The following is a 26,248-nucleotide window of genomic DNA, read 5'->3' as shown; positions in this document are numbered from 1 at the left end:
CATATAATTTCCAGGAGCACAATGAACGCTTAGAATATTGTTTGATACGAGAGGATGTTGGGAAAGCTATCTAAAAATACAACCCCCAAAAAGGAGCTTCAGCCATGACATCACTAATTCCACAAGAAAAAGGGATTGACCATACACTTGCACTGTTATCTGAAGGGTTTCGTTTTATACCGAACCGATTGCGCAATTATGATACAGACATTTTCCAGACAAGATTGCTCGGGCAGAAGGTCATTTGTATCAGCGGAAAAGAAGCAGCTAATGTTTTTTATGATAATGAATTGTTTCAAAGAAAAGATGCTGCTCCAAAGCGGATTCAGAAGACCCTGTTTGGTGAAGGCGGCGTTCAGGGAATGGATGATGCAGCCCATTCACACAGGAAAGAGCTTTTTATGTCTCTGATGACTCCGGAACGACTGCAAGTATTAAATAACCTGACAAATGAACACTGGGAAATTTCACTTGATAAGTGGCAGGAGATGGACCAGATTATACTCTTTCATGAAGCCGAGGAGCTTATGTGCCGAGTAGCCTGCCGCTGGGCAGGTGTGCCCTTGAAGGCGAATGAGCTTAAACAACGGACAGAAGATTTATCAGCAATGATTGATGCTTTTGGAGCTTCCGGGCCAAGGCATTTGCAGGGAAGAACAGCACGAAGAAGATCGGAAGCCTGGATCAAATTTGTCATTACAAAAGTACGAACAGGTAAATGGAGTGCAGATGAAGATACGGCTTTATATAAAATTGCATGGCATGAGGACCCAAACGGAAATTTACTGGATTTAAAAACCGCAGCAGTAGAGCTTTTAAATATATTACGTCCGATTGTTGCGATTGGAAGATACATTACGTTTGGTGCACTGGCGTTGCATGAGCATCCTGAAACCCGTGAGAAACTGCAGTCGGATACAGACAATTACAGCCAAATGTTTGTTCAGGAAGTGCGTCGGTTTTATCCGTTTGGACCGTTTTTAGGTGCGAGGGTACGAAAGGATTTTACATGGAACCAGCATGATTTCCAAAAAGGCACATTGGTTCTGCTTGATATATACGGTGCAAATCATAGTTCTGAGCTATGGGAAAATCCGGAGCAATTTCGCCCTGAGCGTTTCCATGACTGGGAAGGAAGTCCATTTGATTTCATTCCACAGGGTGGCGGAGACTACTTAAAAGGCCATCGCTGCGCCGGGGAATGGATTACAATAGAGGCCATGAAGACAAGCTTGAGTTTTCTCGTGAAGCAGATAGACTATGAGGTCCCTGATCAGGATTTAAGCTATAGTATGGTAAGAATGCCGACAATTCCTAAAAGCAGATTTGTGATACGGAATATTAGGGGAAAGCAGTAGTGAGGATGCTAAATTAAGATGAAGCTGTACCAAAGGAGACAGGTTCAGCTTCATTTTAAATTATGTTTGTAACCCAAAATGGAATAAAATCAGGAAGTTTTGCATAATGTCGTGCAACCCTGGCCTGAAGTCGTGCGATCCCTGTTCAAAGTTGCGCGATAACCCAATAAAGCAGTTTTATTGCACAACTTTTCATGGCGGTTGCACGACTTTAAGCTGGTATCGCGCGACTTAACTGATTGCAAAACGAAACCAGCTAAAAGCTCCACATTTCTACTGCAGATCTTAAAGTCTTCGTTTTTAATCCATCAACTCCGCAATAATTTCATATGACCTCTGTCTTGCTTCCTGGTCATAAATCTGAGCACTGATGATCATTTCATCAGCCTGGGTTTCCTCCTGGAATTTCAGCAGGCCTTCCCTGACCTTCTCCTTACTGCCAATAATAGTCGTGCGGGGATCAAGGGTTTCCTGAAGTGCTTCAATTTCAAATGGTGACCAAAGTGCTTCCAGGTTATCTACGGGTTTCTGAAGCTTCACGGTATGTCCTCTTCGGATATTTAAAAATTGCTGCTGCAATGAGGTAGCTAAATACTCAGCTTGCTCATCTGTATCTGCGGCAACGACATTTACGCCAACCATTGCATAAGGTTTTTCCAAAGCTTCGGAGGCTTTAAAGTTATCCCGGTACAGTTTTAAAGCGGGAACCGTATAAGCAGGTGCAAAATGACTTGCAAAAGAAAAACTCAGGCCTTTTTGTGCTGCAAGGCGTGCACTGAAGTCACTGGATCCCAGCAGCCAAATCGGAATGTTCAGCCCTTGTCCAGGAATCGCCTTCACACGGGAAACAGGCTCATCTGAAAAGTAATCCTGCAGTTCATTTACCTGTTTTGGAAAGTCCTCTACACTCATATTAAGTGTGCGTCTGAGTGCAAAAGCTGTTGCCTGATCACTGCCTGGGGCTCTTCCCAATCCCAAGTCAATACGGCCAGGAAACAGTGATTCCAGTGTCCCAAACTGTTCGGCGATAACGAGTGACGCATGGTTTGGCAGCATAACCCCGCCAGCCCCAATCCGCATATGGTTTGTCTGACTTGCAATATGCCCCATAATGACGGAAGTTGCCGAGCTCGCAATCCCCGGCATATTATGATGTTCAGCCATCCAGTAGCGGTGGAATCCTAATTTTTCCACATGCTGGGCTAATGCAACACTGCTTATGAAAGATTCACTCGGATTGCTGCCCTCATTAACAGGTGCTAAATCCAAAACTGACAGTGGAATATCGTTAAATCTTTTAATTTGATTTGACGTCAACATGTTTCACTCCTTGAAAATTTTAGTCTTATAAAAAATGATATGGCTTTTGTTTAAACTAGTCCAACTTTTAGCTTGGGGATTCAAGGGTATTACTTCAGATATAAATTTCAGAATTTTAAAAATGCACTTGAATAGGAATTCTTAATGGAGTAATATATAAATATGTTCTTAATGAGGAACCTAAAATGATTTAAAAAGAACAATTAATTTGTGACAATCAACATATACTCTTTTGGAGGTGGCAGAGAATATCCTAAAGAACCATGAGATCCTAATGCACCCGGAGAAGAGTTTGACAGCTAATCACAAATATATACCAGCCCAGAGTTATTAATGAGTAAGGGCTGGTATGTATTCCAATTAATGAAAAAGGAGTTGTATCTCATGTACGAAATAGTCCAGACAAAGCGCCAGCAAAAACATTTCGAAACCACATGGGAATATTTCTGCAATAAGTATGGCTGGTATAATGACCCATATGCCGAAAACGGAAACCGATATAACCTGCTTTTACATAAAAAAGGTTTCTGCAAAAGAAAAAAGGTAATTGGAACAATCGAATTTATACCATATGATCCCAAAAATCCACAGAGCACCGTAGAAACAAGATTTCAATTCTCCAAATACGATGAAATAAAATTGCAGCAGAACAGAATCTGGGAAATAGATAAACTCTGTCTTCATAAAGATTATCAGCGAAAGGGATACTTTCATGCTTTTTCACATGTTTTATATGATCACATAACTAAAAATGAGCCTAAATATTATCTTGCGCTAATTGAGAAGAAATTTTTTCGAATGCTAAAAATGATGCTCGGGTCTGTGGTGGAACAAAAAGGAGAAGCTTTGATTGGACCAACTACTGCACTTATTCCAACTGTTTTTAATATAGAAAAAGTAATGGAAGATAAAGAAAGAGTAAATAAATTATTGACAGAATATAAAATTTACTCTTGACATGTTCATTATAAAGAACTAAACTAATAGAAATAGATAAAATGACTAATTAAGCAACTAATTCCTGTACACTATAAAAATAAAATTAATCCTATTTTTTTGCCTCATACGTTCTTTATAAAGAATAAATTAATAAAACTGGAATACAATAGTTAAATCCCAATATAAAAGGTGGTTGCTATGAACAGAGGAAACGGGCAGTACTTTGAGAGAATGCAAGCTAAAGAAATTAATTTAAAAGACATTTTTGATGTAATCAAAAGACGTCTATGGATAATAATCGTCATTACCATAGCAGCAATACTGGGAGCATATTTTTACAGCGATAATATGGATAACACTCCACTATATCAGTCTTCCACTAGAGTTATTGTAGGTTCAGAGGGCGAGTCGATGAGCACACTGATGGTCATGATTAAGGATCCTATTGTTATGGAGCAGGTAATTAAAGAATTAGAATTATCCACTTCAGCTGATGCTCTAGCTAATCAAATTGAAGTCGAGCAACTGGATGAATCACAAATAATTAAAATCTCCGCAACAACAATAGATTCTGAATTAGCTGCAGCAATTGCCAATACAACTGCCAGGGCGTATAAAGCTCAGATTGCAAGCATATTGGATTTTCAGGATGTTCAATTATTATCAGCAGCGATCGAAAATCCATATCCAATTAATGAGAAAAACCAAAACAGACTGCTTTTGATTGCAGCAGCTTTTGGCCTTGCAACTGGAATCGGACTTACCTTCCTATTGGATTCCCTAGATGGAAAGGTCAGAAAAGAACGCGAACTGGAAGAGATATTGGGGGTTCCTGTACTTGGGATGGTTTCAAATATGAATAAGAAAAAACTGGCTGTTAAAAAAAGCAAACGAAAGAAGAAAGTGGAGATAAGAGGTGAAGCTGTTGATATTTAGTAAAAGAGGCCAGGGCTCCAGCCTGAAAAAGCGGCATCTGGTTACATACTCCCATACAGACTCGATAATATCAGACCAATTTAGAACAATACGAACCAATATCACATTTTTGACGGAAGAGAAACATAAAAGAGTATTTCTGATCACTTCTTCTGGCAAGGGTGAGGGAAAATCAACAACGGCTGCAAATTTAGCTGTCTCCATGGCCGGGCAAAAGGAAAAGATACTTTTAATGGATGCAAGCATTAGAGAACCGGCAATTCACAGCATTTTTAAATTCCAAAACGAAATTGGCCTGACAGATGTACTCACATATAAAGTAAAACTAAATGAGGCAATTTGCAAAACAGGTATTGGTAAGCTTGATATTTTACCTAGTGGTTCAAGTTTGCTTAATCCTGCAGAACTCTTAGGCAGTGAAGCAATGAGTGAATTATTAATTGAAGCGGCAAATCTATATGATGTTGTATTAATTGACTCGCCAACGGTATTGCAATCCACTGAAACCCGCGTACTGGCAAATTTATGTGATGGTGTAATATTAGTTGTCAGCCGGGGGAGAACAATGATCGATGACACGATTGAAGCAAGAAAGATACTAGAGCTTTCTCAGGCAAATTTAATGGGAACAATTATGAATGCAAAATAAAACTGCAATTTTTTTTAAATTTAGTGTTCGTTATTAAGAATTTGTTTTGCGGTGATGCCTGCTAGCCGATATCAAAGCAGGCACTCGGTCATGCTGTGGGTTGAAATAAACCTTAGACGCGCCCGTCGTCGAGAGTGTGATGTGAGGATGGGTTAGATGCCCTTATTACATAAAGTGTAACTTCAATCAGTGGGGGAGTTCCTTTATCCCCGCTGATGTACATATGAAATTAAAATTTTACACATAAGGAGGGATTAAATGACATACAAACAAAGGCTGTCCCTGTTTTTCATCGTTGATTCAATGATTGTACTAACCGCTATCTTTGTCAGCAGTTTTCTAGTTGATGCAACCATCTATGTTTTCAATTTACCACTGATCATAACCTCTATTATTATTCTTCTCTGCCATCACATCTTTGCGGTCAAAAATAAACTTTATCGGAAGGCATGGGAGTATGCGAGTGTAAGAGAGCTGTTAATCATTTTTAAGGTTGTTTCATTTTCAATAATTGCAGCGGTAATCTTCCAAAATATTGTTTTACAAGAAACACTTTTCAGACTGCTTGCTGTAACTTGGATGCTTCATATGTTTTTAATAGGTGGTTCACGATTCGCCTGGAGAATGTACCGTGACTTGATCATGAATAAATCAGATAATAAAAATAGAACATTAATTGTCGGTGCTGGCTCAGCAGGAACGATGATTGCAAGGCAATTGCTGAAGAACAATGAGAGTGACTTACTGCCAATCGCCTTTATAGATGATGATGAAAGAAAGCATCAGCTTGATATTTTAGGACTCCCTGTCAAGGGCGGTGTAAGCGATATAGAAAAAACAGTAAATGAACTGAATATCGATAATATTATAATTTCCATTCCCTCCTTAAGTAAAAAGGAACTAAACACGATTTTTAAAGAATGTGCAAAAACAAAAGCGGAAACGAAAATAATGCCATTATTAGAAGATCTGTTGACTGGGAAAATATCAGTTAATCAATTTCGCGATGTGCAGGTAGAGGATCTGCTGGGAAGAGATCCGGTTGATATGGATATCGAAAGCATCTCCGATTATATTAGCGATAAAACGGTGCTGATTACCGGTGCAGGTGGCTCGATAGGATCTGAAATAACACGTCAGATTTCGGAATTTAATCCCAGTAAGCTGATTCTGCTTGGTCATGGTGAAAACAGCATTTATACAATTGAAATGGAATTGAAGGAAAGTTTTGCTGCTAAATCAATTAGGATAATCACAGAAATAGCCGACGTCAAGGATGAAAAGAAAATGATGGAAATAATGTACAGACATAATCCTGATGTTGTTTACCATGCAGCAGCCCATAAGCATGTACCACTGATGGAGCGAAATCCGGAAGAAGCGGTAAAGAACAATATTATTGGAACAAAGAATGTTGCTAAGGCAGCAAGCTGGAATAATGTAAAGACATTTGTCATGGTTTCAACCGATAAAGCTGTTAACCCTACAAGTGTGATGGGGGCTTCGAAACGACTGGCAGAAATGGTTGTTCAGGATATGGATACACAGAGCAAAACAAAATTTGTTGCCGTTCGTTTTGGCAATGTACTTGGAAGTCGTGGCAGTGTTATTCCATTATTTAAAAGGCAAATTGAAAAGGGTGGGCCAGTTACTGTAACCCATCCCGAGATGGTTCGCTATTTTATGACCATCCCGGAAGCTTCAAGACTGGTAATCCAGGCAGGAGCACTGGCAAATGGTGGTGAGATCTTTGTTTTAGATATGGGGGATCCGGTGAAAATTGTGGATCTTGCTAAAAACTTGATCAAACTATCCGGCTATTCCATTGATGAAATTGGCTTGGAATTCACTGGAATTAGACCAGGTGAAAAGTTATTTGAAGAACTGCTAAAGGAAAATGAGGTTCATGAACAACAGGTTTACCCAAAAATATATGTTGGGAAAACCACCTCAAATCTTTATTTGGAGGATATTAACAGAATTATATCCAGCTACGGTAATTTAGAAAGACCAGAACTTAGAGAGGAATTATTAAGCCTGGCTAACCAGGATATGGTAAGCCAGCCAAAATCAGCTATTTCAATATAAGAGGAAGTTCAAAAAGTCACCAAATTATAAGCGGCGAATCTCTTCGTTGGCTTGTTTATCCGCTACTCACGTATCAATTGCATACGTTCCGTTGCTCAAAACTTCGCCGCCTCGACCTTCTTGCTTCTAATTCGGTACCTTTTTGATCACAGACTATAATAAATGAGGAGTGCATAAAAATGAAAGTAAGAAAGGCAATTATCCCTGCAGCCGGGCTGGGAACAAGGTTTTTGCCGGCAACAAAAGCAATGCCGAAAGAAATGCTGCCGATTGTTGATAAGCCAACAATTCAATATATTGTGGAAGAGGCGATCGAGTCAGGAATAGAGGATATTATTATCGTAACAGGCAAAGGGAAAAGGGCGATTGAGGATCATTTTGATAATTCCTTTGAATTAGAGCAGAATCTGATCAATAAAGGCAAATTTGACTTGCTAAGCGAAGTCCAGAAGTCCTCCAAAATGGTGGATATCCACTATATCCGTCAAAAAGAACCCAAAGGACTTGGTCATGCAATCTGGTGTGCACGTAAATTTATTGGGGATGAACCGTTTGCAGTACTGTTGGGAGACGATATTGTAAGAGCTGAAAAACCATGCTTAAAGCAAATGATTGATCAATACAATCGATACAAAGCCTCCATACTTGGGGTGCAAACAGTAAATGAAAAGGATGTTTCCAGGTATGGAATTGTTGATGTAAGTATGGTCGAGAACCATCTGTATAATGTTCATCATTTAGTAGAAAAACCGAAGCAGGCAGAGGCTCCTTCTAATTTAGCAATTTTAGGAAGATATATTTTAAGTCCAAAAGTCTTTGAAATTCTGGGCACACAGAAACCGGGCGCCGGTGATGAAATTCAGCTGACAGATGCGATAGCAGAGCTTAATAAGCATGAAGCGGTCTATGCTTACGAATTTGAAGGAAAACGTTATGATGTTGGGGAAAAAATGGGCTTTATACAAACTACTATTGAACTCGCAATCCAGCGGGAAGATTTGAGGAAGGATTTATTAGATTACCTTTCAACAGTAGTGGAAGCAGAATTGACGAAGTAACGATTTAAAGGGGGTGGGATAATTTGAATAATAAAATATTGTATTGTGCAACAGTAGATTATCATTTTAAGGCGTTTCACCTGCCCTATATGAAGTGGTTTAAGGAACAGGGGTGGATCGTGGATGTTGCCGCAGCAGGAACGATTAATTTGCCTTACACAGATAATAAGTACAATATTCCGATTCAGCGATCTCCCTTTAATCGCTCCAACATTGAGGCCTTTAAACAATTAAAATCAATTATTGAGCAGCAGAACTATTCCATCATCCATTGCCACACTCCACTTGGAGGAGTTATGGCAAGACTTGCAGCAAGAAAGGCAAGAAAGCAAGGAACGAAAGTCATCTATACAGCTCATGGATTTCATTTCTGTAAAGGTGCACCTCCGGCAAGCTGGCTCATTTACTATCCAATTGAAAGGTATCTGTCGCGTCTCACGGATCGTTTAATAACGATTAATCATGAAGACTATCAATTAGCAAGAAAGCACCGGTTTAAAGCAGATCACATCGAGCAGGTTCATGGAGTCGGAGTAGATACGGATCGATTTAAACCTATTGCGGAAACTGAAAAGGCAGAACTGAAAAGGTCATTCGGCTACAAAGCGGATGACTTTTTATTATTTTATGCAGCAGAATTTAATAAAAATAAAAATCAGCAGTTCCTCCTGCAAGCACTGGCCCTTCTAAAAGAAGAGGTTCCAAATGCAAAGCTGCTGCTTGCAGGTGAAGGTGCTTTATTGGAAAACTCCCGGGGACTTGCCGAAAGTCTTGGAGTTAGTCATATGGTTGATTTTCTGGGATTTCGAAAGGATATTCATCAACTATTGCCAGCGTGTGATTTAGCCGTGGCTTCAAGCTTTAGAGAAGGCCTCCCTGTTAATGTTATGGAAGCAATGGCATGCGGCCTTCCTGTTGTGGCAGTTGATAACAGAGGACATCGGGAACTTGTGCAAAATAACAAAAACGGCTGGCTGTTAACCGATTGGAATCCAATGGAGTTTTCCAATAAGATAAAGGTTCTCATTCATTCAGCAGCGATGAGGAAAGAATTTGGAATGAACGGAAGAAGTTTGATCATGAACAGTTACAGTACTGACAAAGTGCTGACTGAAAAAGTAAATATTTATAAACAGTATATGGAAAGAGAGGAGGCGGCGATTTGGGCGGTCCATTAAGAGTATTGCATGTGGTGGTCAATATGAACCGGGGCGGAGCGGAAACACTGATTATGAATTTATATCGAAATATCGACACGGAAAAAGTTCAGTTTGACTTCCTTACCTGTAAGGAAGGAGTTTTTGATGCAGAAATCCTGGCAATGGGCGGGAAGCTGCATCGAATTCCATATGTGACAGATACTGGCCACAAAAGCTATCAGCGCGATCTCAAAGGTTTCTTTACAGCAAACCCGGAATATAAAATCGTTCATTCCCACATGGATAAAATGAGTGGATTGGTCCTTGGTGCTGCTAAGAAAGCGGGTGTACCTGTAAGGATTGCCCATAGTCACAATACCGAAAGTGAAGGCGGAATTTTGACCAAAGTCTATAAATGGTATGCAGGCAATTTAATTAATTTACATGCGACAGATTATTATGCCTGTTCCGAGACTGCAGCCAGATGGTTATTTAAAGGAAAATCGAAAAAGGCGTTTATAATGAAAAACGGAATCGAAACAGATAAGTTTCGATTTTGCCAGAAAGTAAGGGATACGATACGTGATGAATTACAGTTTGATAAAGATACATTAGTCATCGGTCATGTTGGCAGATTTTCTCCACAAAAAAACCATCTGTATCTTATTGATGTATTTGCCAGTATAAATGAAAGAATACCAGATTCTGTACTGCTATTAGCGGGGGACGGCCCATTAAAGAGGAAGCTTAAGAAAAAAGTTGAAGAATTAAAACTGGACTCAAAGGTGATGTTTCTTGGAGTAAGAGAAGATATTAATAAATTGCTTCAAGCTTTTGACGTATTTGCCTTTCCTTCAATCCATGAGGGGCTGCCTGTGACTTTAGTGGAAGCCCAGGGTGCAGGCTTACCGTGTTTTATTTCCAAAGCGATAACGAAGGAAGTTAATATGGGCATTGGACTTGTCAAACATCTGCCAATAAAGGATAAAGCCAGATGGATTGAATCAATTATCGGTCTCAGAAGTAATAATCAATCAAGGATAATCCCTGAGGACACCTTATTGAAACGAGGCTATGATATAAGAAAAACAGCTGAAGTAATACAATCAAATTATTTAAGCTTAGGAGGAATGTCGTATGGTAAAGCTGACGGTGTTCACTCCTACGTATAACCGGGCATATTACCTTCATAAATGCTATGAGAGTCTGAAGCGGCAAACACGCAAAGACTTTATCTGGTTAATTATTGATGATGGATCAACAGATCAGACGGAAAAATTGGTAACTGAATGGACGGACGAAAATATTGTCCAGATAGATTATCACTGGCAGGAGAACCAGGGGATGCATGGTGCACATAACACAGCATATGAGCGAATTGAGACGGAATTAAATATTTGTATTGATTCAGATGATTATATGCCGGATGATGCTGTGGAAAAGATTCTTTCATTTTGGGAAATATACGGAAATGAAAGGGTCAGTGGAATTATTGGCCTTGACTCTGACACCAGCAACAAAATAATCGGTACAGAATTACCAGTTCATTTAAAAACATCAACCTTGTTTGAACTATACAACAAATACGGTGTGGCTGGTGATAAGAAGCTAGTATATCGAACAGAACTGACGAAGAAATATCCATATCCGCTATTTAATAATGAAAAATACGTGGGTTTGGCCTATAAGTATTACATGCTCGACAGGGAGTATGAAATGCTGCTGATGAATGAAGTTTTATGCTGTGTCGAATACCTCCCAGATGGATCCTCATTAAATATGCTGAATCAATACCGGAGAAATCCAAAAGGCTTTACTTTCTATCGGAAAGAACTGATGAAATTGCCATTTGGGAGCAGCTTATTTAAGTTCAGGCAGGCAATCCATTATGTTTCCAGCAGTTTTTTAAGTAAAAATTGGAACCTTTTACAGGAGACACCAAGTAAAATGCTTACGATTCCAGCTTTACCATTGGGTTTTTTATTATATTTATACGTTACATTGAAAACAAGGGAAATTAATGTGTAGATTTTAAACACTGGCAGGAAAGCATTGAAGTTTTCCTATCTTTATAAGTGCAGTCCAGGTAATCGCTAAAATCTTGGTAAAGTCCTGGTTTTCTACTACCTGAAAGGAAATTTCAAATGACGTTACTTTGGATAAATCTTGTTATTGTATTTAGTCTTGCTCTATCTGCCCGTTATTTTGCAAAACCTGCCTTGGCAGCCGGATTACCAGTATCAATAAGGCCGAATAGGTTATTAATCTTTGGGTCTATAACAACACTCGTAATTATATCCGGGCTCAGGTCAAATATTGGAGATACATTTAATTATGTAAATATCTTTGAAGATAATGAATTTACGTGGGAATATGTACTAACTGAAAAGGATATTGGGTTTGGGATATTCCAAATGATTCTAAAGAATTATCTATCACAAGATCCACAAATCCTGATTTTCTCCACGGCTCTGATAACAAATCTGCTAATTATTCTTGTGCTATATAAGTATTCCAGATTGATTGAGCTTAGTACTTATGTGTATATAACAGGTGGTTTATTTTTAGTTTCAATGAATGGTATCAGACAGTTGTTAGCAGCAGCGATTGCGTTTACAGCATTAAAATTTCTAATAGAAGGCAGTTTCTTCAGGTATGCATTAATCATCATTTTTGCATCATTCTTCCACCAAAGCGCACTTATATTATTGCCAATTTACTTTCTAGTACGTTTCAAGGCATGGTCAAAGGCAACGATTGCACTAATCATACTTTCAGTCATCATTGTCATTGGATATGAGCAATTCTCTAATCTATTATTTTCTGCTTTAGAAGATACCCAATACAAAGATTATGATACTTTCAATGAAGGTGGCGCAAACATCATTCGGGTTGCTGTTGGGGCGGCACCACTTTTTATTGCTTATTTGGGGAGAGAGAAGTTAAAAGCAATCTCTCCTGATAGTGATTATATCGTGAATTTGTCCGTACTGGGATTTATCTTTATGGTAATTTCTACGGAACAATGGATATTTGCAAGAATTGCTATCTATTTTCAACTCTATCAATTGATTCTTATTTCCTGGATAGTGAAGCTATTTAGAGAAAAAGATCAGAAGTTTGTCTATTTAGGAATTATCATCTGCTACTTCGCCTATTACTATTACGAAAACGTTATTAGCTTGAACATACAATACCAAAGTGATTTCTTAATATGGTAAAAATATTGTGTAAAGGAGGGAAACGAATGGCTATTCTTGTAACAGGCGGAGCCGGTTATATTGGCAGTCATACCTGTGTGGAGCTCTTAAATGAAGGTTATGACATTATTGTTCTGGATAATTTTTCGAATAGCAGTCCGGAGTCGCTAAAACGAGTATCCGAAATTACTGGAAAAAACTTTAAGACATATCATGCAGACTTACTGGATAAAGAAAAAGTCTCTGCTGTATTTTCGGAAAATAAGATTGATGCCGTGATTCATTTTGCAGGTCTTAAGGCTGTTGGTGAGTCTGTATCCGTACCGCTAAAGTATTATCAAAATAATATAGCAAGTACGATTATCTTATGTGAAGTAATGCAAGGGTTTGGAGTGAAAAACCTTGTATTCAGCTCATCAGCGACCGTGTATGGGAATACAGATCAAGTTCCAATTGATGAAGGAGCATCCTTGAATGCAGTCAATCCTTATGGACGAACAAAGCAAATGATTGAAGAGATACTTCGGGATGTAGCGTTTTCTGATCAGAGCTGGAGTATCGCACTGCTGCGCTATTTTAATCCAATCGGAGCACATCCAAGCGGCCTTATTGGTGAGGACCCAAATGGAAAACCGAACAATTTGATGCCATATATCTCACAGGTGGCAGTTGGAAAAAGAGAACGGCTCACTATATTTGGAAATGACTATTTAACAAAGGACGGAACAGGTGTAAGGGATTATATTCACGTTGTCGATCTTGCTTCAGGTCACTTGAGAGCCCTGGAAAATGTTTTGTCAACCAGAGGAATAGACGCATACAATTTAGGCACAGGTAAAGGTTACAGCGTATTGGATATGGTAGAGGCATTTGAAAAGGCCTCGAAAAAACCCATTCCTTATACGATTGCCAAGCGGCGGCTGGGGGATGCGGATATATGCTATGCCAATCCGCTTAAGGCAAAGAAAAAACTTGGCTGGCAGGCAAAACTGGGAATTGATGTGATGTGTGAGGATATCTGGCGCTGGCAGCGAAATAATCCAAATGGATATGAAAAAACATCCAGAATAATAGCTTTAAACAATCAACCGGTGCATAATGCAGCGGCTTTTTTAATTCCTTAAAGGAGTGATATTTAAATGAAACAAGTCATGGATTTTTTCATTTCTGTCATGTTAATGACGTTATTTTCTCCATTGGTTATTTTTATATCAGTGATTGTAAGGCTGAGGATGGGGTCACCTGTTTTATTTAAACAACAGCGGCCAGGGATTTTTGGCAGGCCATTTTATCTTTATAAATTCCGGACAATGACTAACTTGACAGATAAAAAAGGAAATATGTTATCTGATGAAATTCGCTTAACCCCTTTGGGAGCATTTCTTAGAAAATACAGCATGGATGAATTTCCGCAGCTGATCAATGTTTTAAAAGGGGAAATGAGCCTGGTAGGGCCCAGGCCACTTTTAATGGAGTATTTACCGCTATATAACGAGAAACAGCGTATGCGTCAAAATGTAAAGCCGGGTATTACAGGATGGGCACAGGTAAATGGCAGGAATGCACTTACCTGGGATGAGAAATTTAAATTAGATACATGGTATGTGAATCACCAGAGTATTTCCTTGGATTGCAAAATCCTGTGGATGACGTTTGTTAAGGTCCTGAAAAAAGAAGGAATCAGCCATCAAGGTTCTGTAACGATGGAAAAATTCAACGGCAATCAAGAGGCTCTTTAAGATGAATGTCATTATTCTGGGAGACGGAGGCCATAGTAGGGTCATACAGGAAATGATTTTCTGCTGTGAGGAACATAAAGTTACTGCGATTTTGGATGATAAATATGATCAGCGTTTTCAGGAAAAAGGGATGGTTCATGCACCCATTTCCTATCTGGTAAAACTTTTTCGTTATGATACCAAAGTAGTTGTTGCAATTGGCGGAAATGAAATTAGAAGAAAGATTGTGCAAAGCTTGCGTTTGCTGCCAAAGCACTATTTAACCGTCATTCATCCAACAGCTGTTGTAAGCAAATCTGCAAGGATAGGTAACGGTACCGTAATCATGCCAAATGCTGTTGTCAATGCAAATGCAAACATTGGCATGCATTGCATTATTAATACAGGTGCTGTTGTTGAACATGATAACGTGATTGGTGATTATTCCCATGTTTCTCCAAATGGTACGTTAGCAGGAAATGTAACTGCAGGTGAAGGTGTCCATGTTGGTTCATCTGCAACGGTTATTCCGGGGAAGCATCTTGGCAGCTGGTCGGTAATCGGTGCAGGTTCTACGGTTATTGAGCACATTCCAGCCTATAGCAAGGCTGTAGGCAGCCCAACAAGAATTATTGAAAGGATTCTTATCAAGGAAAAATAGGAAAGGGCGGTGTTACAGTGACAAAACCAAGAATTAATCTTTCTCTGGCGCATTTAACAGGAAAAGAGCAGAAGTATATCAACGAAGCTTTTGAAACAAATTGGGTTGCTCCCGCAGGCCCAAATATAGACGCGTTTGAAAAGGAATTTGCCGAAACGGTTGGGGCAAAGGCTGCCGTTGCTGTTAGTTCCGGAACCGCGGCAATTCATTTGGCTCTTGCACTATTGGATGTATCTAAAGGAGATAAAGTATTTTGTTCAACACTTACATTTGTAGCGAGTGCTAACCCTATTTTATACCAGGGAGCGGATCCGGTGTTTATTGATTCGGAACCGGAATCATGGAATATGTCACCAAATGCACTTAAATGCGCAATGGAGGAAGCGGCACTTGAAGATGATCTGCCAAAAGCGGTTATTGTTGTTAATCTATATGGGCAATGCTCAAAAATGGATGAAATATCAAGTATATGCGATCTGTATGGTGTGCCCATTATTGAGGACGCAGCTGAATCACTGGGTTCGACTTATAAAGGAAAGGCGAGTGGAACATTTGGCGAATTTGGCATTTACTCATTTAATGGCAATAAAATAATCACAACATCTGGCGGCGGAATGCTTGTATCAGATGATAGCGAGGCTATAAACAGGGCACGTTTTTTGGCGAGTCAGGCACGGGATCCTGCTCCCCATTATCAGCATACTGTCGTCGGATATAATTATCGGCTAAGTAACCTGCTTGCAGGTGTAGGCAGGACGCAATTACAAGTGCTTGGGAGTCGTGTGAAGGCAAGAAGGCGTATATTTGAACTCTACTTTCATGCACTCGCAGACCTGCCAGGAGTTCGTTTTATGCAGGAATTAAAAGATACCGAATCAAACCGCTGGCTTACAACATTAAGCATTAATGAAGAAGAGGCTGAAGTCACTGTAAACCAGCTGTTGGAAGCTTTTCAAAAAGAAAATATAGAAGCGCGTCCTGTGTGGAAACCTCTGCATCTGCAGCCGCTTTTTAAAGGAGTCAGTTACTATTCACACAAAGAAAATACACACGTGGCTGAACACTTATTTACAACAGGGATATGCCTGCCATCTGGTTCAGGGTTAACCGGCGAAGAACAGCTGCGTGTTATTAAATGCTTTAGGGATGCGTTTAATAAAACCATCATTAATAGGAGTTATTTTATATTAGGAAAACATGAGGTATAGATAATGATAGGAAATAATATTCAGCAAATAAGAAAAAGAAAAGGACTCACATTGTCGGAATGTGCTGAACGGGCGAATATATCAAAGTCTTATTTAAGCAATATTGAACGAAATTTAAATCAGAACCCATCCATCCAAATCATGGAGAAAATTGCTAACGTGCTGGATGTCGATTTACGCACATTGATTGGTACAACTCCATCGAACCAGCATCTTGATAATGAATGGATGGATTTTATAAAAGAATTAAAAAAATCTGGGGTTGAGAAGGGTCAGCTTAAGGAGTATAAAACAGTGATTGAATTTGCGAGGTGGCAGAAGGAAAAAGATAATTCAAGTTAGTTATGCAAAGGGGAAAAGAAATGGAATGTTCTAAGCCGATAAAGGTACTTCATGTAGTTGGTGCTATGAACAGAGCAGGAACAGAAACAATGCTGATGAATATTTACCGGCATATTGATCGGGAACTAATTCAATTTGACTTTATTTCGTATAGTGAGCAGGAGGCTGACTATGATCAGGAGATTATAAGCCTGGGTGGAAAAGTTATCAGGCTGTCAAAGACTGCATCGGTTAAAGCACTTTATGATGTAATGAAAAAGTATGGCCCATATGAAGTGGTCCATTCGCACACGTTATTTCATTCAGGAATAGCAAATACAGCGGCTTTCCTTGCTGGTGTGAAAATTAGAATAGCACACGCTCATACCACTGCCGATATTGATGACAGTTTGGCAAGGAAAGTATATATAGCTTTCAGCCGCTTTTTAATTCAGAGGTTTTCAACGAAACTTTTGGCATGCAGCAAAGGGGCAGGAAGCTATTTGTTTGGAGCAAGGGGAGTTACCAAGGAAAAATACGCTTATTTTCCAAATGTAATTGATTATAAAAGTTTTTTGACCCTCTCAAAAACGGAGCTGAAGAAATTTAAAGTCGAAGAAGGTCTTGGAAATAGTATTGTGATTGGTCATATCGGGAGGTTTATCAAAGCAAAGAACCATTCCTTTTTAATGGAGATAATGAAACATATGATCAAGAAGGATCCTGCTATTAAACTGCTGCTCGTTGGGGATGGGGATTTAAGAGTACAGATGGAAGAAAAGGCTAAAAAAGAAGGCCTCTATGAAAATATCAGATTTACAGGTATTAAAGAAGATATCGTGTCAGCAATGCATAGCATGAATGTATTTGTATTTCCATCTCATTACGAAGGGCTTGGGCTTGTCTTATTGGAGGCACAGGCAAGCGGTGTTCCCTGTGTTGTATCTGAAGCGATACAGCCTGAAGCTGATCTGAATATTGGTCTGGTTACAAGGCTCTCATTAGTTGATGGTGCGGCAGTTTGGGCAGATAAAATAATGGAATCAGCATCTAAAAGAGAAAGAAACATAAATAAAATCATAGATGGTTTTGAACAGAGCGGGTATTCTTTAAACGATGGAATCACAACATTAATGAATATCTATCAATCGAATACAGGGGGACCATATGAAAGAGATATTAATCGCCTCCTATGACATGGAGGTTGGAGGGGTGGAGAGAAGCCTTATCAGTATGCTTGATAATTTTGATTATAAAAATCACAGCGTTGATTTAATGCTGTATAAGCATGATGGCGACTTTATGAGTCTTCTCTCGGCCAAAACAACTTTATTAAAGGAAATAGCCCAATATACAACTTTTAGAAAGCCAATAAGTGAAATAATTAAGGATAAACAGTATTCCATCGCTCTAACTAGAATTTTATCCAAGATAACTGCTGATCTGAATGGAAAAAGAAAACGAATGGCTGAACCAGGCTATTATCAGTTGCAGCTGATGTGGAAATATGCACTGCCATTTCTGCCGAAAATCGATAAAACTTATGACATGGCGATCAGTTATCTTTGGCCGCATTATTTTGTAGCGGATAAGGTACAGGCAAAGAAAAAGGTTGCCTGGATTCATACCGATTATTCAACTGTGTATACAGATATAAAAGCAGATTTAAAAATGTGGAAGAAATTTGATGCAATTATCGCAGTTTCGGATGCATGCAGGGAGTCATTTTTGAGCAAATACGTGGAACTGGAAAATAAGGTTACCGTTATCGAAAATATAACCGCACCAGACTTTGTGGAGAAATTGGCGGACCAGGAACTGGAAAATCCAATGACTGAAGATTACCGTTTTAAAGTAGTCACTGTCGCAAGGCTTTCACATGCTAAAGGCATTGATCATGCTGTAAAAGCGTTGAAGCTGTTAAAGAAAAGAGGTTATAAAAATATTTCCTGGTATGTGGCCGGGTTTGGCGGTGATGAAGAAATGCTCAGAAGGTTAATTTCTGAAGAAGGCCTGACAAAGGAATTTTTCTTACTTGGAAAACAGACCAATCCTTATCCTTTCATCAAAGAAGCGGATCTTTATGTTCAGCCTTCAAGATATGAAGGTAAAGCTGTAACTGTTGGAGAAGCGCAAATTCTAGGGAAGCCTGTTTTGATTACAAGCTATCCCACTGCCCAGAGTCAGGTGGAAAATGGGTTTGATGGTATGATTTGCGAGCTTTCTGTTCAAGGGATTGCCGATGGAATTGAAAGCCTGTACAAGGATCCTGAATTGCGAAAAGAGCTTGCAGCCAACTGCAAAAATACGGATTACCGAAATCATAAAGAGCTTGAGAAATTATATGAATTGGCCTAGGAGGGACAATATATGTTGCAAGAGGGAAAAGTTAGCGTTGTTGTTCCTATCTACAAAGTGGAGAAGTATATTCATCGATGTATCGATAGTATTGTAAATCAAACCTATGAGAATATCGAAATTATTCTTGTAGATGATGGTTCCCCTGATAACTGTGGGGATATTGCAGACCACTATCAGGAAAAAGATTCCCGGATTAACGTTATCCACAAGGAAAATGGCGGCCTGTCTGATGCCAGAAATCATGGAATGGAGCAGGTAACAGGGGAATATACCATGTTTGTTGACAGTGATGACTGGCTGGAAAGAGACGCGATTGAAGTAATGGTGAATCATAGCTTGAAGTTTAAAGCTGATATCGTCCAGTCAACTTTTTATTATGCCCATCGGGATAAGCTGCTTATTGACAACAGATTTCATGAAAAAGGTGATGCACCCTTAAGATTGGATAATCACTCATTGATGCATGAGCTGGTTAAAAATGACAAAGTTAAGAATTTTGCCTGGGGGAAGCTTTATAAAACAAAATTGATTAAAGATATTCCCTTTAAAAAAGGGGTATTATTTGAAGATGTATTTTGGGCCCATCAGGTGATGCATAAAGTAAAAAACTTTTTACTGCTGCATCATCCGCTATATTACTATTACCATAGAGATGACAGTATTGTTTCGGCATATACTCCGAGGAATCTGGATATAATTGAGGGTTTAAAAGTAAGGCATGTGTTCCTTGAAATGTACTATGAAGAGCTGAAGGATGAGTCCTATAAAGCTATATTGAAGGCCTGCCTGATTCATTATAATTTACTGATTAGAAACAGAAATAAGGATAAATCGGGAATACACAGAAAGGGAATACAATCTTACATACAAACAAATTATGGCATGCTTAAAGCAGCTGTGAAAAATGATAGACAGCTAAGGAAGCAATTATATTTATTTTCTTTACACCCTTATTTTAATATTACCTTCCTCGGTATAAGAAAAGTTCTAAGGTCGATGAAGCTTTTGTCACAGCCACCTGCACTCAAACAGGTGGATTTTACGATATAAAGGAGTTTTTAGAAGATGGCTCACATGAAGAGGTTTGCTGCTTTACTAATCATTTCTATTTGTAACCTCCTGCCGCTTAAGAAGAATAAAATCTTTTTGTTCAGCTATTATGGCAGCAGCTATGGATGCAGTCCAAAATATATTACAGATTACTTATTGAAGGAGTATTCCAAAGGAGAGTTTGATATCGTTTGGGCTTTTAATGATCCGAAATCTGAGGTTTACCCGAATTCTATTCGAAAAGTAAAAACAATGTCTTTAAAATACTTTTATGAGTTATGTACTTCTAAGGTGGTTATCACGAACTATCGGACAACAGATTTATTTGTAAAAAGGAAAAATCAGTATTACATCCAGACCTGGCACAGTTCACTAAGACTAAAACAAATTGAGAAGGATGCGGAAGATGTGCTGCCGGCTGATTATGTGCAAATGGCAAAAAGAGATTCCTTAAAGTGTGATTTATTAGTTTCCGGCTGCAAATACAGCACGGATATTTTCAGGAGATCTTTCTGGTATGATGGAGAGATTTTCGAACACGGCACACCGCGAAATGATCTGCTTTTCAGAAGCGATTGGCAAACGAGGAAGGCTGTTAAGCGGAGGGTCGAAATCCCTGATGAACCGAGGGTCCTGCTATATGCACCAACATTCAGGAAGGATAATGATTTACGTGTTTATGATTTGAACTTTTCACTGCTTTCGGAAGGGCTGAAAAACAGGTTTGGAGGAGATTGGATCATCCTGGTCAAATTACACCCGCATTTAATGAATAAATCAGATCAGTTAATCTATGGCAGCAATGTTATGGATGTTACTGGCTATGACGATATTCAGGAGCTCCTGCTTATTGCAGATGTATTAATTTCAGACTACTCTTCTCTGATGTTTGATTTTTCTATAACGAAGCGTCCATGCTTCCTTTATGTACCTGATATAAAAGAATATACGAACCAGGATCGAAAGCTTTACTTTGATCTGGATGAACTGCCCTTCATTAGTGCGGAAAGCAATGAAATCCTGTTAGATAAAGTGGAGCAATTTGACAATAGAAGCTATCAGGAGAATCTGACTGAATTTTTAACGAGAGTTGGTTCTTATGAAGAAGGGAAAGCAGCAGAACATGTAACAAGAAGGTTGCAGGAGATTTGCTTCGGAAAAAAAAGGAGTGAACTGGATGAAGCAGTATAAAGTAGGCTATACAACTGGGGTTTTCGATTTATTCCATGTCGGCCACTTAAATATTTTAAAAAGGGCAAAAGAACAATGTGAATATCTCATTGTTGGAGTCAGCACAGATGAATTGGTAATGGAATATAAACGGAAAAAGCCAACTATTCCTTATGAAGAACGAAAAGCGATTGTAGAGGGTATCAAGTACGTAGACAAAGCAGTGCCACAACTAAATAGAGAAAAATTTGTTGCATGGGAGCATTTGCTTTTTGACGTCATGTTTGTTGGTGACGATTGGAAAGGAAGTGCTCTTTTTGATGAATTGGAAAGCAAATTTAATCATGTAGGTGTTGATATTGTTTATTTTCCTTATACAAAAGGGGTTTCGTCGACGATTGTGAAACAAAAGGTGAAGCTGTAGGAGGAGTGGGGATGAAACCAGCAATAAGTATTATTGTTCCTGTTTACAACATAGAGCCATATATTCGAAAATGCTTAGACAGTATTCTTGCGCAGACGTTTACGGATTTTGAAGTTATTGTGGTTAATGATGGGTCTACGGACGATAGTGGGCTGATATGCAATAAATACGCTTATAAGGATTTGAGAGTTAAAGTGATCCACAAGGAATACGGTGGTGTCAGCTCAGCTAGAAATGTGGGGATTCGAGCAGCAAGAGGGGAATATATCGGGTTTGTTGATGGAGATGATTATATAGCAGAGCAGATGTATGCAACGCTCCATCAAATGTGCCAAAAAAAGAAGAGTGATATTGCAGTGTGTGTGCTGGGCAGGGAGATTGATGGTGAATTAATTAACCCTGATACTGGAAACACCTATAGAAAAGAATTGGGTAATGAAGAAGCGATGCGCGAGCTTTTTAAAGGAAAATTATATCGCTTCTCACTTTGCAATAAACTATTTAAAAAGAGTTGCTTTGAGGGTATACAATTTCCTGAAGGCCGAATTCATGAGGATTTGTCAACGACATATAGGCTTTTTGCGAATGCTGGAATAATCTCATACTCGAATTTTATAGGATATATATATGTGAAAAGGAGCAATAGTATCTTAACGTCCAGGTTTCATCAAGGTAGGATGGATGCCTTTATTGGCTGGAATGAAATATTGGAATTTATGAATAAACATTATAAACAGGTTTTGGCAGATGTATATGCCTGCTACGGATATTGGTGTGTAGATAATATTTATTATGTATTGAATCAAATAATAGACAGAAAAGACAAGGAATTATATTTAATGAAAATTCAAAATCATGTAAAAATGAATTATAAGGAATTAATGAAAAACAAATTATTATCTTATAAATATAAATCTATAGTTTATATGATTCATTACAATATTCATTTGCTGATATTCTCAAGCCGGATAAAGAGAGTATTCAGCAATTAAAAACTTCAAATGTAAGGGTGCTGAACATATGAAAAAAAGCCTGTTGTTTGTGATTGACTCATTGGACGTTGCAGGGGCAGAAAAAAGCTTGGTGACATTATTAAACCTACTTGATTACACGAAATATGATGTAGACCTGCAATTATTTTCCCATGGAAATATGCTTGAAAGACTTGTTCCGAAAGAAGTAGAAATTTTAAAACCTTTGAACTATACAATCTTTACCAAACTGAATTTAAGATCAGCTCTTATTCATACTATTACCACATCAAATTTTAATATGTTTTCATCCAGGGTCAGGTATTCCTTTAAAATCCGAAAAGAAAAAAGCGGTAATAAACAAAAGGCAAGGATTTATTGGGAAAGTGCATCGAATGTTATTGAAAATAATCCTAAAGAATATGATATTGCAATCAGCTATGCACAGGGAGTTCCTACATTTTATGTTGCAGAAAAAGTAAAGGCCAAAAGAAAAATGGCGTGGGTCAATGTCAGCTATAGATTGGATGATAAAGAGAAGCAGTTTCAAAAATTCTTTTATGATCAATACGATAAAATCATTGCAGTATCCGATTCGGCTAAAGAAGTATTTTTGGAAACTTTCCCCATGTACAAAGATAAACTGAAGATCCAATATGATATCAATAATCCTCAATTTATTTCCAATATGGCTGAGATCGGAAAGGGATATCAGGATAACTTTGACGGAGTAAGAATTTTAACTGTTGGAAGACTGGCACATCAAAAAGGTTATGACGTGGCATTGGAAACCTGTAAACAGCTGAAAAATAGAGGAGTAAATTTTAAATGGTATGTACTCGGCAAGGGCCCTTTAAGAGCTGGAATACTAAAATCGATTAAAGAGCTGGAATTAACAGAGCATTTTATTTTGCTCGGTGTAGAGGCGAATCCCTATCCATTTATTAAAAATGCAGACATCTATGTACAAACTTCAAGGTTTGAGGGATTTGGTATTGCGATTGTGGAAGCTAGAATGCTGAATATTCCAGTAGTGACGACAAGGTTTGATGCTGTATTTAATCAAATGATTCATGAGAAAAACGGGCTTGTTGTTGAGAGAAATGCTAAGGCTGTTTCAGATGGAATCCTAAGGTTGATGAAGGATCGTGATTTAAAAGAAAGAATTATAGATTACTTACACACGGAGAAAAAAGGTAATACAGAGGAAATAGAGTCGTTTTATCAGTTAATCGGAGAGGATGCTCCAGCGGGTGTTTAATGTCACTGACGAAAGTGAGCAGAAAAAAATGAAGAAAAAGATTCTTTTCATGGTAATAAATATGAATGTTGGTGGCACTGAAAAGGCCTTGCTTAATATGACCAATGAACTTCCGAGAGATAGATTTGATATAACTGTGCTAATGCTTGAAAAATATGGTGGGTTTTTGGATTCAATTCCAAATGACATTCAATTGGAATATGTAAAGGGCTATGACCAGATGAAAGTCTTGCTAAATAGACCACCGTTTATAACAGCTTTTGAGAATTTCAAATCAGGCAGACTAATAAAGGCATTTAATATAATCAGCTTACATTTATTATCAAAAATAACGAAGGAAAGAAGTCTGTTCTATAAGTATATTTTAAGAGATACTCCTGAGGTGAATCGTAAATATGATATAGCAATAGCTTATGCTGGTCCAATGGATCTCATAAGCTATTTTATTGCATATAAAGTGGCTGCTGGGAAGAAAGTGCAGTGGATTCATTTTGATGTGTCTGAAATTGGATTTAATCACCGCTTTGCATCAAAAGTATATAAAAAGTTCAACAGAATATTTGTTGTTTCACATGAAGGAAAACAAAAGCTAGTGAACAAGCTGCCCAAATTAATAAATAAAGCTGATGTATTCCCTAATATAATATCAACTGAATTGGTAATAAAACAGGCAGAAATTGGAACGGGGTTTCAGGATCAATTTGGGGGAGTTCGAATACTTACCGTAGGTCGTCTGAGCAAAGAAAAGGGTCAGGATTTAATTATTCCCGTATTAGCAAGACTGAAAGAAAAAGGTTTTAATGTCAGATGGTACTGTATTGGAGAAGGGAATGCAAGGGTTGAATATGAACAGCTTATAAAAAAGTACGGCCTTGAACAAGACTTTATCCTACTGGGAGCGACCCCTAATCCCTATCCTTTTATGAAGCAATGTGATATTTATGTTCAGCCGTCGCGTCATGAAGGATACTGTATTACGCTTGCAGAAGCAAAGTGTTTTACTAAGCCGATAGTCAGTACTGACTTTACTGGGGCAAATGAGCAATTAGCTCATTATAAAACAGGAGTGATTGTAGACTTTGACAAGCAGCAGATGATTTTGGCGATACAGAAAATAGTAAATAATAACCAATTAAACAAAAAACTAAGCAACGAAACAGGCAGGGCTAATACGGAGACTGTGGAGAGTTTATAAACTCTCAGGTTCTGCTGAATAAGTGGGGGAGAAACAATGAAAAAAGTATTGTTTATGCTTAGTAGTATGAATATAGGTGGTGTGGAAAAATCTTTCTTGTCATTAATGACAGCCATGCCAAAGGATAAATATGATGTCACCCTATTATTACTGGAGAAAAAAGGTGGGTTTTTAAAGGATATTCCAGATTGGATTAAGGTGGAGGAATCTGATTGGTTTAAACAGGTGAAGCCAATCATCATGCAGTCCCCTCAAAAAACTATAAGTGGTTATGTTAGTAAAAAGCAGTTTCTTAAAATCCCTTCTTTTATGTATTCCTATTTACTTTCAGAAAAAGTATTAAAAGATAGATACATATATTATAAAAATGTTTTTAAAGCTATTTCTGAATATAAGGATGAATTTGATATTGCAATTTCTTATCAGGGTCCGACTGATATTATCGATTATTATATTGCGAACAGAGTAAATGCAAACAAGAAAATATCCTGGGTTCATTTCGATGTAACTAAACATACGATCAATAAGAAATTATATAAGAAATTATATAAAAAGTTTGATAAAGTCTTTGCAGTTTCTAAATCTGGCAAAGAAAAGCTAATTGAAAAAATACCTAGTATAAAAGACAAAACAGAAGTTTTTATGAATATCATTTCCAAACAATTAATAAATGAAATGGCAGAAAAGGATATCAATCTTGATGAAGATTATAAAGGGAAAAAATTAGTAACAGTTGGCAGGCTTTCCAGGGAAAAAGGTCAGGATATTGCTATAAGGGTTTTAGCCAGATTACGTAAGAATGGATATGAAGTTAGATGGTATTGCATTGGGGAGGGGAAGGAACGAACAGCATATGAACAATTAATCCAAGAATATGGATTAAAGGATGACTTTATTTTAATGGGAGCTACACCGAATCCTTATCCCTTTATCAAAAGGTCAGATATTTATGTTCAAACTTCAAGACATGAAGGGTATTGTTTAACTTTGGCTGAAGCCAGGTGTCTTAATAAACCGATTGTAACTACTGACTTTACAGGGGCAAAGGAACAAGTTATTGATGGATATAATGGGTGGATTGTTAAAGATGAAGAAGAATTATATGAAAAAACTAAAAAATTGCTGGAGAATCGATTACAGAGAGGTGAATTTCAAATGAATTTATCCAAGCTGGAGATTGATACTTCGATAGAAATTAATAAATTATTAAATATAGGCTGA

Annotated in this window: 25 protein-coding genes; 24 read left to right on the top strand and 1 reads right to left on the bottom strand. The window is 38.1% G+C overall.

The annotated features are described in order from the left end of the window. Positions 1-104: 104 nt before the first annotated feature. A complete protein-coding gene (locus CIL03_RS06165; RefSeq protein WP_094884670.1) occupies positions 105-1,358 on the top strand; it encodes a CYP152 family fatty-acid peroxygenase CypC in 1,254 nt (417 codons plus the stop codon). A 300-nt stretch (positions 1,359-1,658) separates the two neighbouring features. Here CIL03_RS06165 and CIL03_RS06160 read toward each other — a convergent pair whose 3' ends face one another. Beyond that, positions 1,659-2,678, bottom strand: a complete 1,020-nt coding sequence (locus CIL03_RS06160; protein WP_094884669.1) for an LLM class flavin-dependent oxidoreductase — start codon at positions 2,676-2,678, stop codon at positions 1,659-1,661. A gap of 384 nt (positions 2,679-3,062) precedes the next feature. Here CIL03_RS06160 and CIL03_RS06155 point away from each other — a divergent pair, with 384 nt between their 5' ends. From CIL03_RS06155 to CIL03_RS06045, 23 genes are all read left to right on the top strand, one after another. Then, positions 3,063-3,635 (top strand): hypothetical protein, encoded by a 573-nt coding sequence (locus CIL03_RS06155; RefSeq protein WP_094884666.1) that lies wholly within the window; start codon positions 3,063-3,065, stop codon positions 3,633-3,635. 180 nt (positions 3,636-3,815) lie between these two features. Continuing rightward, positions 3,816-4,553 (top strand): YveK family protein, encoded by a 738-nt coding sequence (locus CIL03_RS06150; RefSeq protein WP_094884663.1) that lies wholly within the window; start codon positions 3,816-3,818, stop codon positions 4,551-4,553. Continuing rightward, on the top strand, positions 4,534-5,202 hold the full coding sequence (locus CIL03_RS06145) for a CpsD/CapB family tyrosine-protein kinase (RefSeq protein WP_240508010.1): 669 nt from the start codon (positions 4,534-4,536) through the stop codon (positions 5,200-5,202). The genes CIL03_RS06150 and CIL03_RS06145 overlap by 20 nt, the downstream gene beginning before the upstream one ends. A gap of 258 nt (positions 5,203-5,460) precedes the next feature. Next, the gene (locus CIL03_RS06140) at positions 5,461-7,290 is read left to right on the top strand and encodes a polysaccharide biosynthesis protein (protein WP_094884657.1); all 1,830 of its coding nucleotides are present in this window, start codon (positions 5,461-5,463) and stop codon (positions 7,288-7,290) included. 179 nt (positions 7,291-7,469) lie between these two features. Beyond that, positions 7,470-8,348: a UTP--glucose-1-phosphate uridylyltransferase GalU gene (gene galU / locus CIL03_RS06135; protein WP_094884652.1), complete on the top strand. Its 879-nt coding sequence runs from the start codon at positions 7,470-7,472 to the stop codon at positions 8,346-8,348. Between the two features lie 23 nt (positions 8,349-8,371). Beyond that, entirely contained in the window at positions 8,372-9,526 is a 1,155-nt protein-coding gene (locus CIL03_RS06130) for a glycosyltransferase family 4 protein (protein WP_094884649.1), read from the top strand. After that, on the top strand, positions 9,511-10,659 hold the full coding sequence (locus CIL03_RS06125) for a glycosyltransferase family 1 protein (RefSeq protein WP_094884647.1): 1,149 nt from the start codon (positions 9,511-9,513) through the stop codon (positions 10,657-10,659). Before CIL03_RS06130 ends, CIL03_RS06125 begins: the two co-directional genes overlap by 16 nt. Further along, positions 10,625-11,515 (top strand): glycosyltransferase family 2 protein, encoded by an 891-nt coding sequence (locus tag CIL03_RS06120; RefSeq protein ID WP_094884644.1) that lies wholly within the window; start codon positions 10,625-10,627, stop codon positions 11,513-11,515. Before CIL03_RS06125 ends, CIL03_RS06120 begins: the two co-directional genes overlap by 35 nt. A 116-nt stretch (positions 11,516-11,631) precedes the next feature. After that, a complete protein-coding gene (locus tag CIL03_RS06115; protein WP_094884641.1) occupies positions 11,632-12,708 on the top strand; it encodes an EpsG family protein in 1,077 nt (358 codons plus the stop codon). 26 nt (positions 12,709-12,734) lie between these two features. Further along, a complete protein-coding gene (gene galE, locus CIL03_RS06110; protein WP_094884639.1) occupies positions 12,735-13,811 on the top strand; it encodes a UDP-glucose 4-epimerase GalE in 1,077 nt (358 codons plus the stop codon). 15 nt (positions 13,812-13,826) lie between these two features. Then, positions 13,827-14,426: a sugar transferase gene (locus CIL03_RS06105; protein ID WP_094884637.1), complete on the top strand. Its 600-nt coding sequence runs from the start codon at positions 13,827-13,829 to the stop codon at positions 14,424-14,426. Between the two features lies 1 nt (position 14,427). Continuing rightward, the gene (locus tag CIL03_RS06100) at positions 14,428-15,066 is read left to right on the top strand and encodes an acetyltransferase (RefSeq protein ID WP_094884635.1); all 639 of its coding nucleotides are present in this window, start codon (positions 14,428-14,430) and stop codon (positions 15,064-15,066) included. Between the two features lie 17 nt (positions 15,067-15,083). Continuing rightward, positions 15,084-16,274 carry a DegT/DnrJ/EryC1/StrS family aminotransferase gene (locus tag CIL03_RS06095; RefSeq protein WP_094884633.1) on the top strand — a complete coding sequence of 397 codons (1,191 nt, stop codon included), beginning with the start codon at positions 15,084-15,086 and terminating at the stop codon, positions 16,272-16,274. A gap of 3 nt (positions 16,275-16,277) precedes the next feature. Next, positions 16,278-16,616: a helix-turn-helix domain-containing protein gene (locus tag CIL03_RS06090; protein ID WP_094884631.1), complete on the top strand. Its 339-nt coding sequence runs from the start codon at positions 16,278-16,280 to the stop codon at positions 16,614-16,616. A 20-nt stretch (positions 16,617-16,636) separates the two neighbouring features. Then, positions 16,637-17,791: a glycosyltransferase family 1 protein gene (locus CIL03_RS06085; protein ID WP_094885212.1), complete on the top strand. Its 1,155-nt coding sequence runs from the start codon at positions 16,637-16,639 to the stop codon at positions 17,789-17,791. Continuing rightward, on the top strand, positions 17,763-18,953 hold the full coding sequence (locus CIL03_RS06080) for a glycosyltransferase (protein ID WP_094884629.1): 1,191 nt from the start codon (positions 17,763-17,765) through the stop codon (positions 18,951-18,953). The genes CIL03_RS06085 and CIL03_RS06080 overlap by 29 nt, the downstream gene beginning before the upstream one ends. Positions 18,954-18,965: 12 nt before the next feature. Then, positions 18,966-20,006, top strand: a complete 1,041-nt coding sequence (locus CIL03_RS06075; protein ID WP_094884627.1) for a glycosyltransferase family 2 protein — start codon at positions 18,966-18,968, stop codon at positions 20,004-20,006. A 15-nt stretch (positions 20,007-20,021) separates the two neighbouring features. Further along, positions 20,022-21,197: a CDP-glycerol glycerophosphotransferase family protein gene (locus CIL03_RS06070; RefSeq protein WP_094884625.1), complete on the top strand. Its 1,176-nt coding sequence runs from the start codon at positions 20,022-20,024 to the stop codon at positions 21,195-21,197. Then, a complete protein-coding gene (locus tag CIL03_RS06065; RefSeq protein ID WP_094884622.1) occupies positions 21,184-21,600 on the top strand; it encodes an FAD synthase family protein in 417 nt (138 codons plus the stop codon). The genes CIL03_RS06070 and CIL03_RS06065 overlap by 14 nt, the downstream gene beginning before the upstream one ends. Positions 21,601-21,611: 11 nt before the next feature. Next, entirely contained in the window at positions 21,612-22,592 is a 981-nt protein-coding gene (locus tag CIL03_RS06060; protein WP_094884619.1) for a glycosyltransferase family 2 protein, read from the top strand. Positions 22,593-22,620: 28 nt separating this feature from the next. Next, positions 22,621-23,832, top strand: a complete 1,212-nt coding sequence (locus tag CIL03_RS06055) for a glycosyltransferase (RefSeq protein WP_094884616.1) — start codon at positions 22,621-22,623, stop codon at positions 23,830-23,832. 28 nt (positions 23,833-23,860) lie between these two features. Beyond that, a complete protein-coding gene (locus CIL03_RS06050) occupies positions 23,861-25,027 on the top strand; it encodes a glycosyltransferase (protein ID WP_094885211.1) in 1,167 nt (388 codons plus the stop codon). Between the two features lie 36 nt (positions 25,028-25,063). Beyond that, positions 25,064-26,248: a glycosyltransferase gene (locus CIL03_RS06045; protein WP_094884613.1), complete on the top strand. Its 1,185-nt coding sequence runs from the start codon at positions 25,064-25,066 to the stop codon at positions 26,246-26,248.

It is taken from the genome of Virgibacillus indicus, from assembly GCF_002266285.1.
Taxonomy (GTDB): domain Bacteria; phylum Bacillota; class Bacilli; order Bacillales; family Amphibacillaceae; genus Virgibacillus_K; species Virgibacillus_K indicus.
Note: the sequence above shows the minus strand (reverse complement) of the source record. Positions and strands in the feature narration are given on the sequence as shown.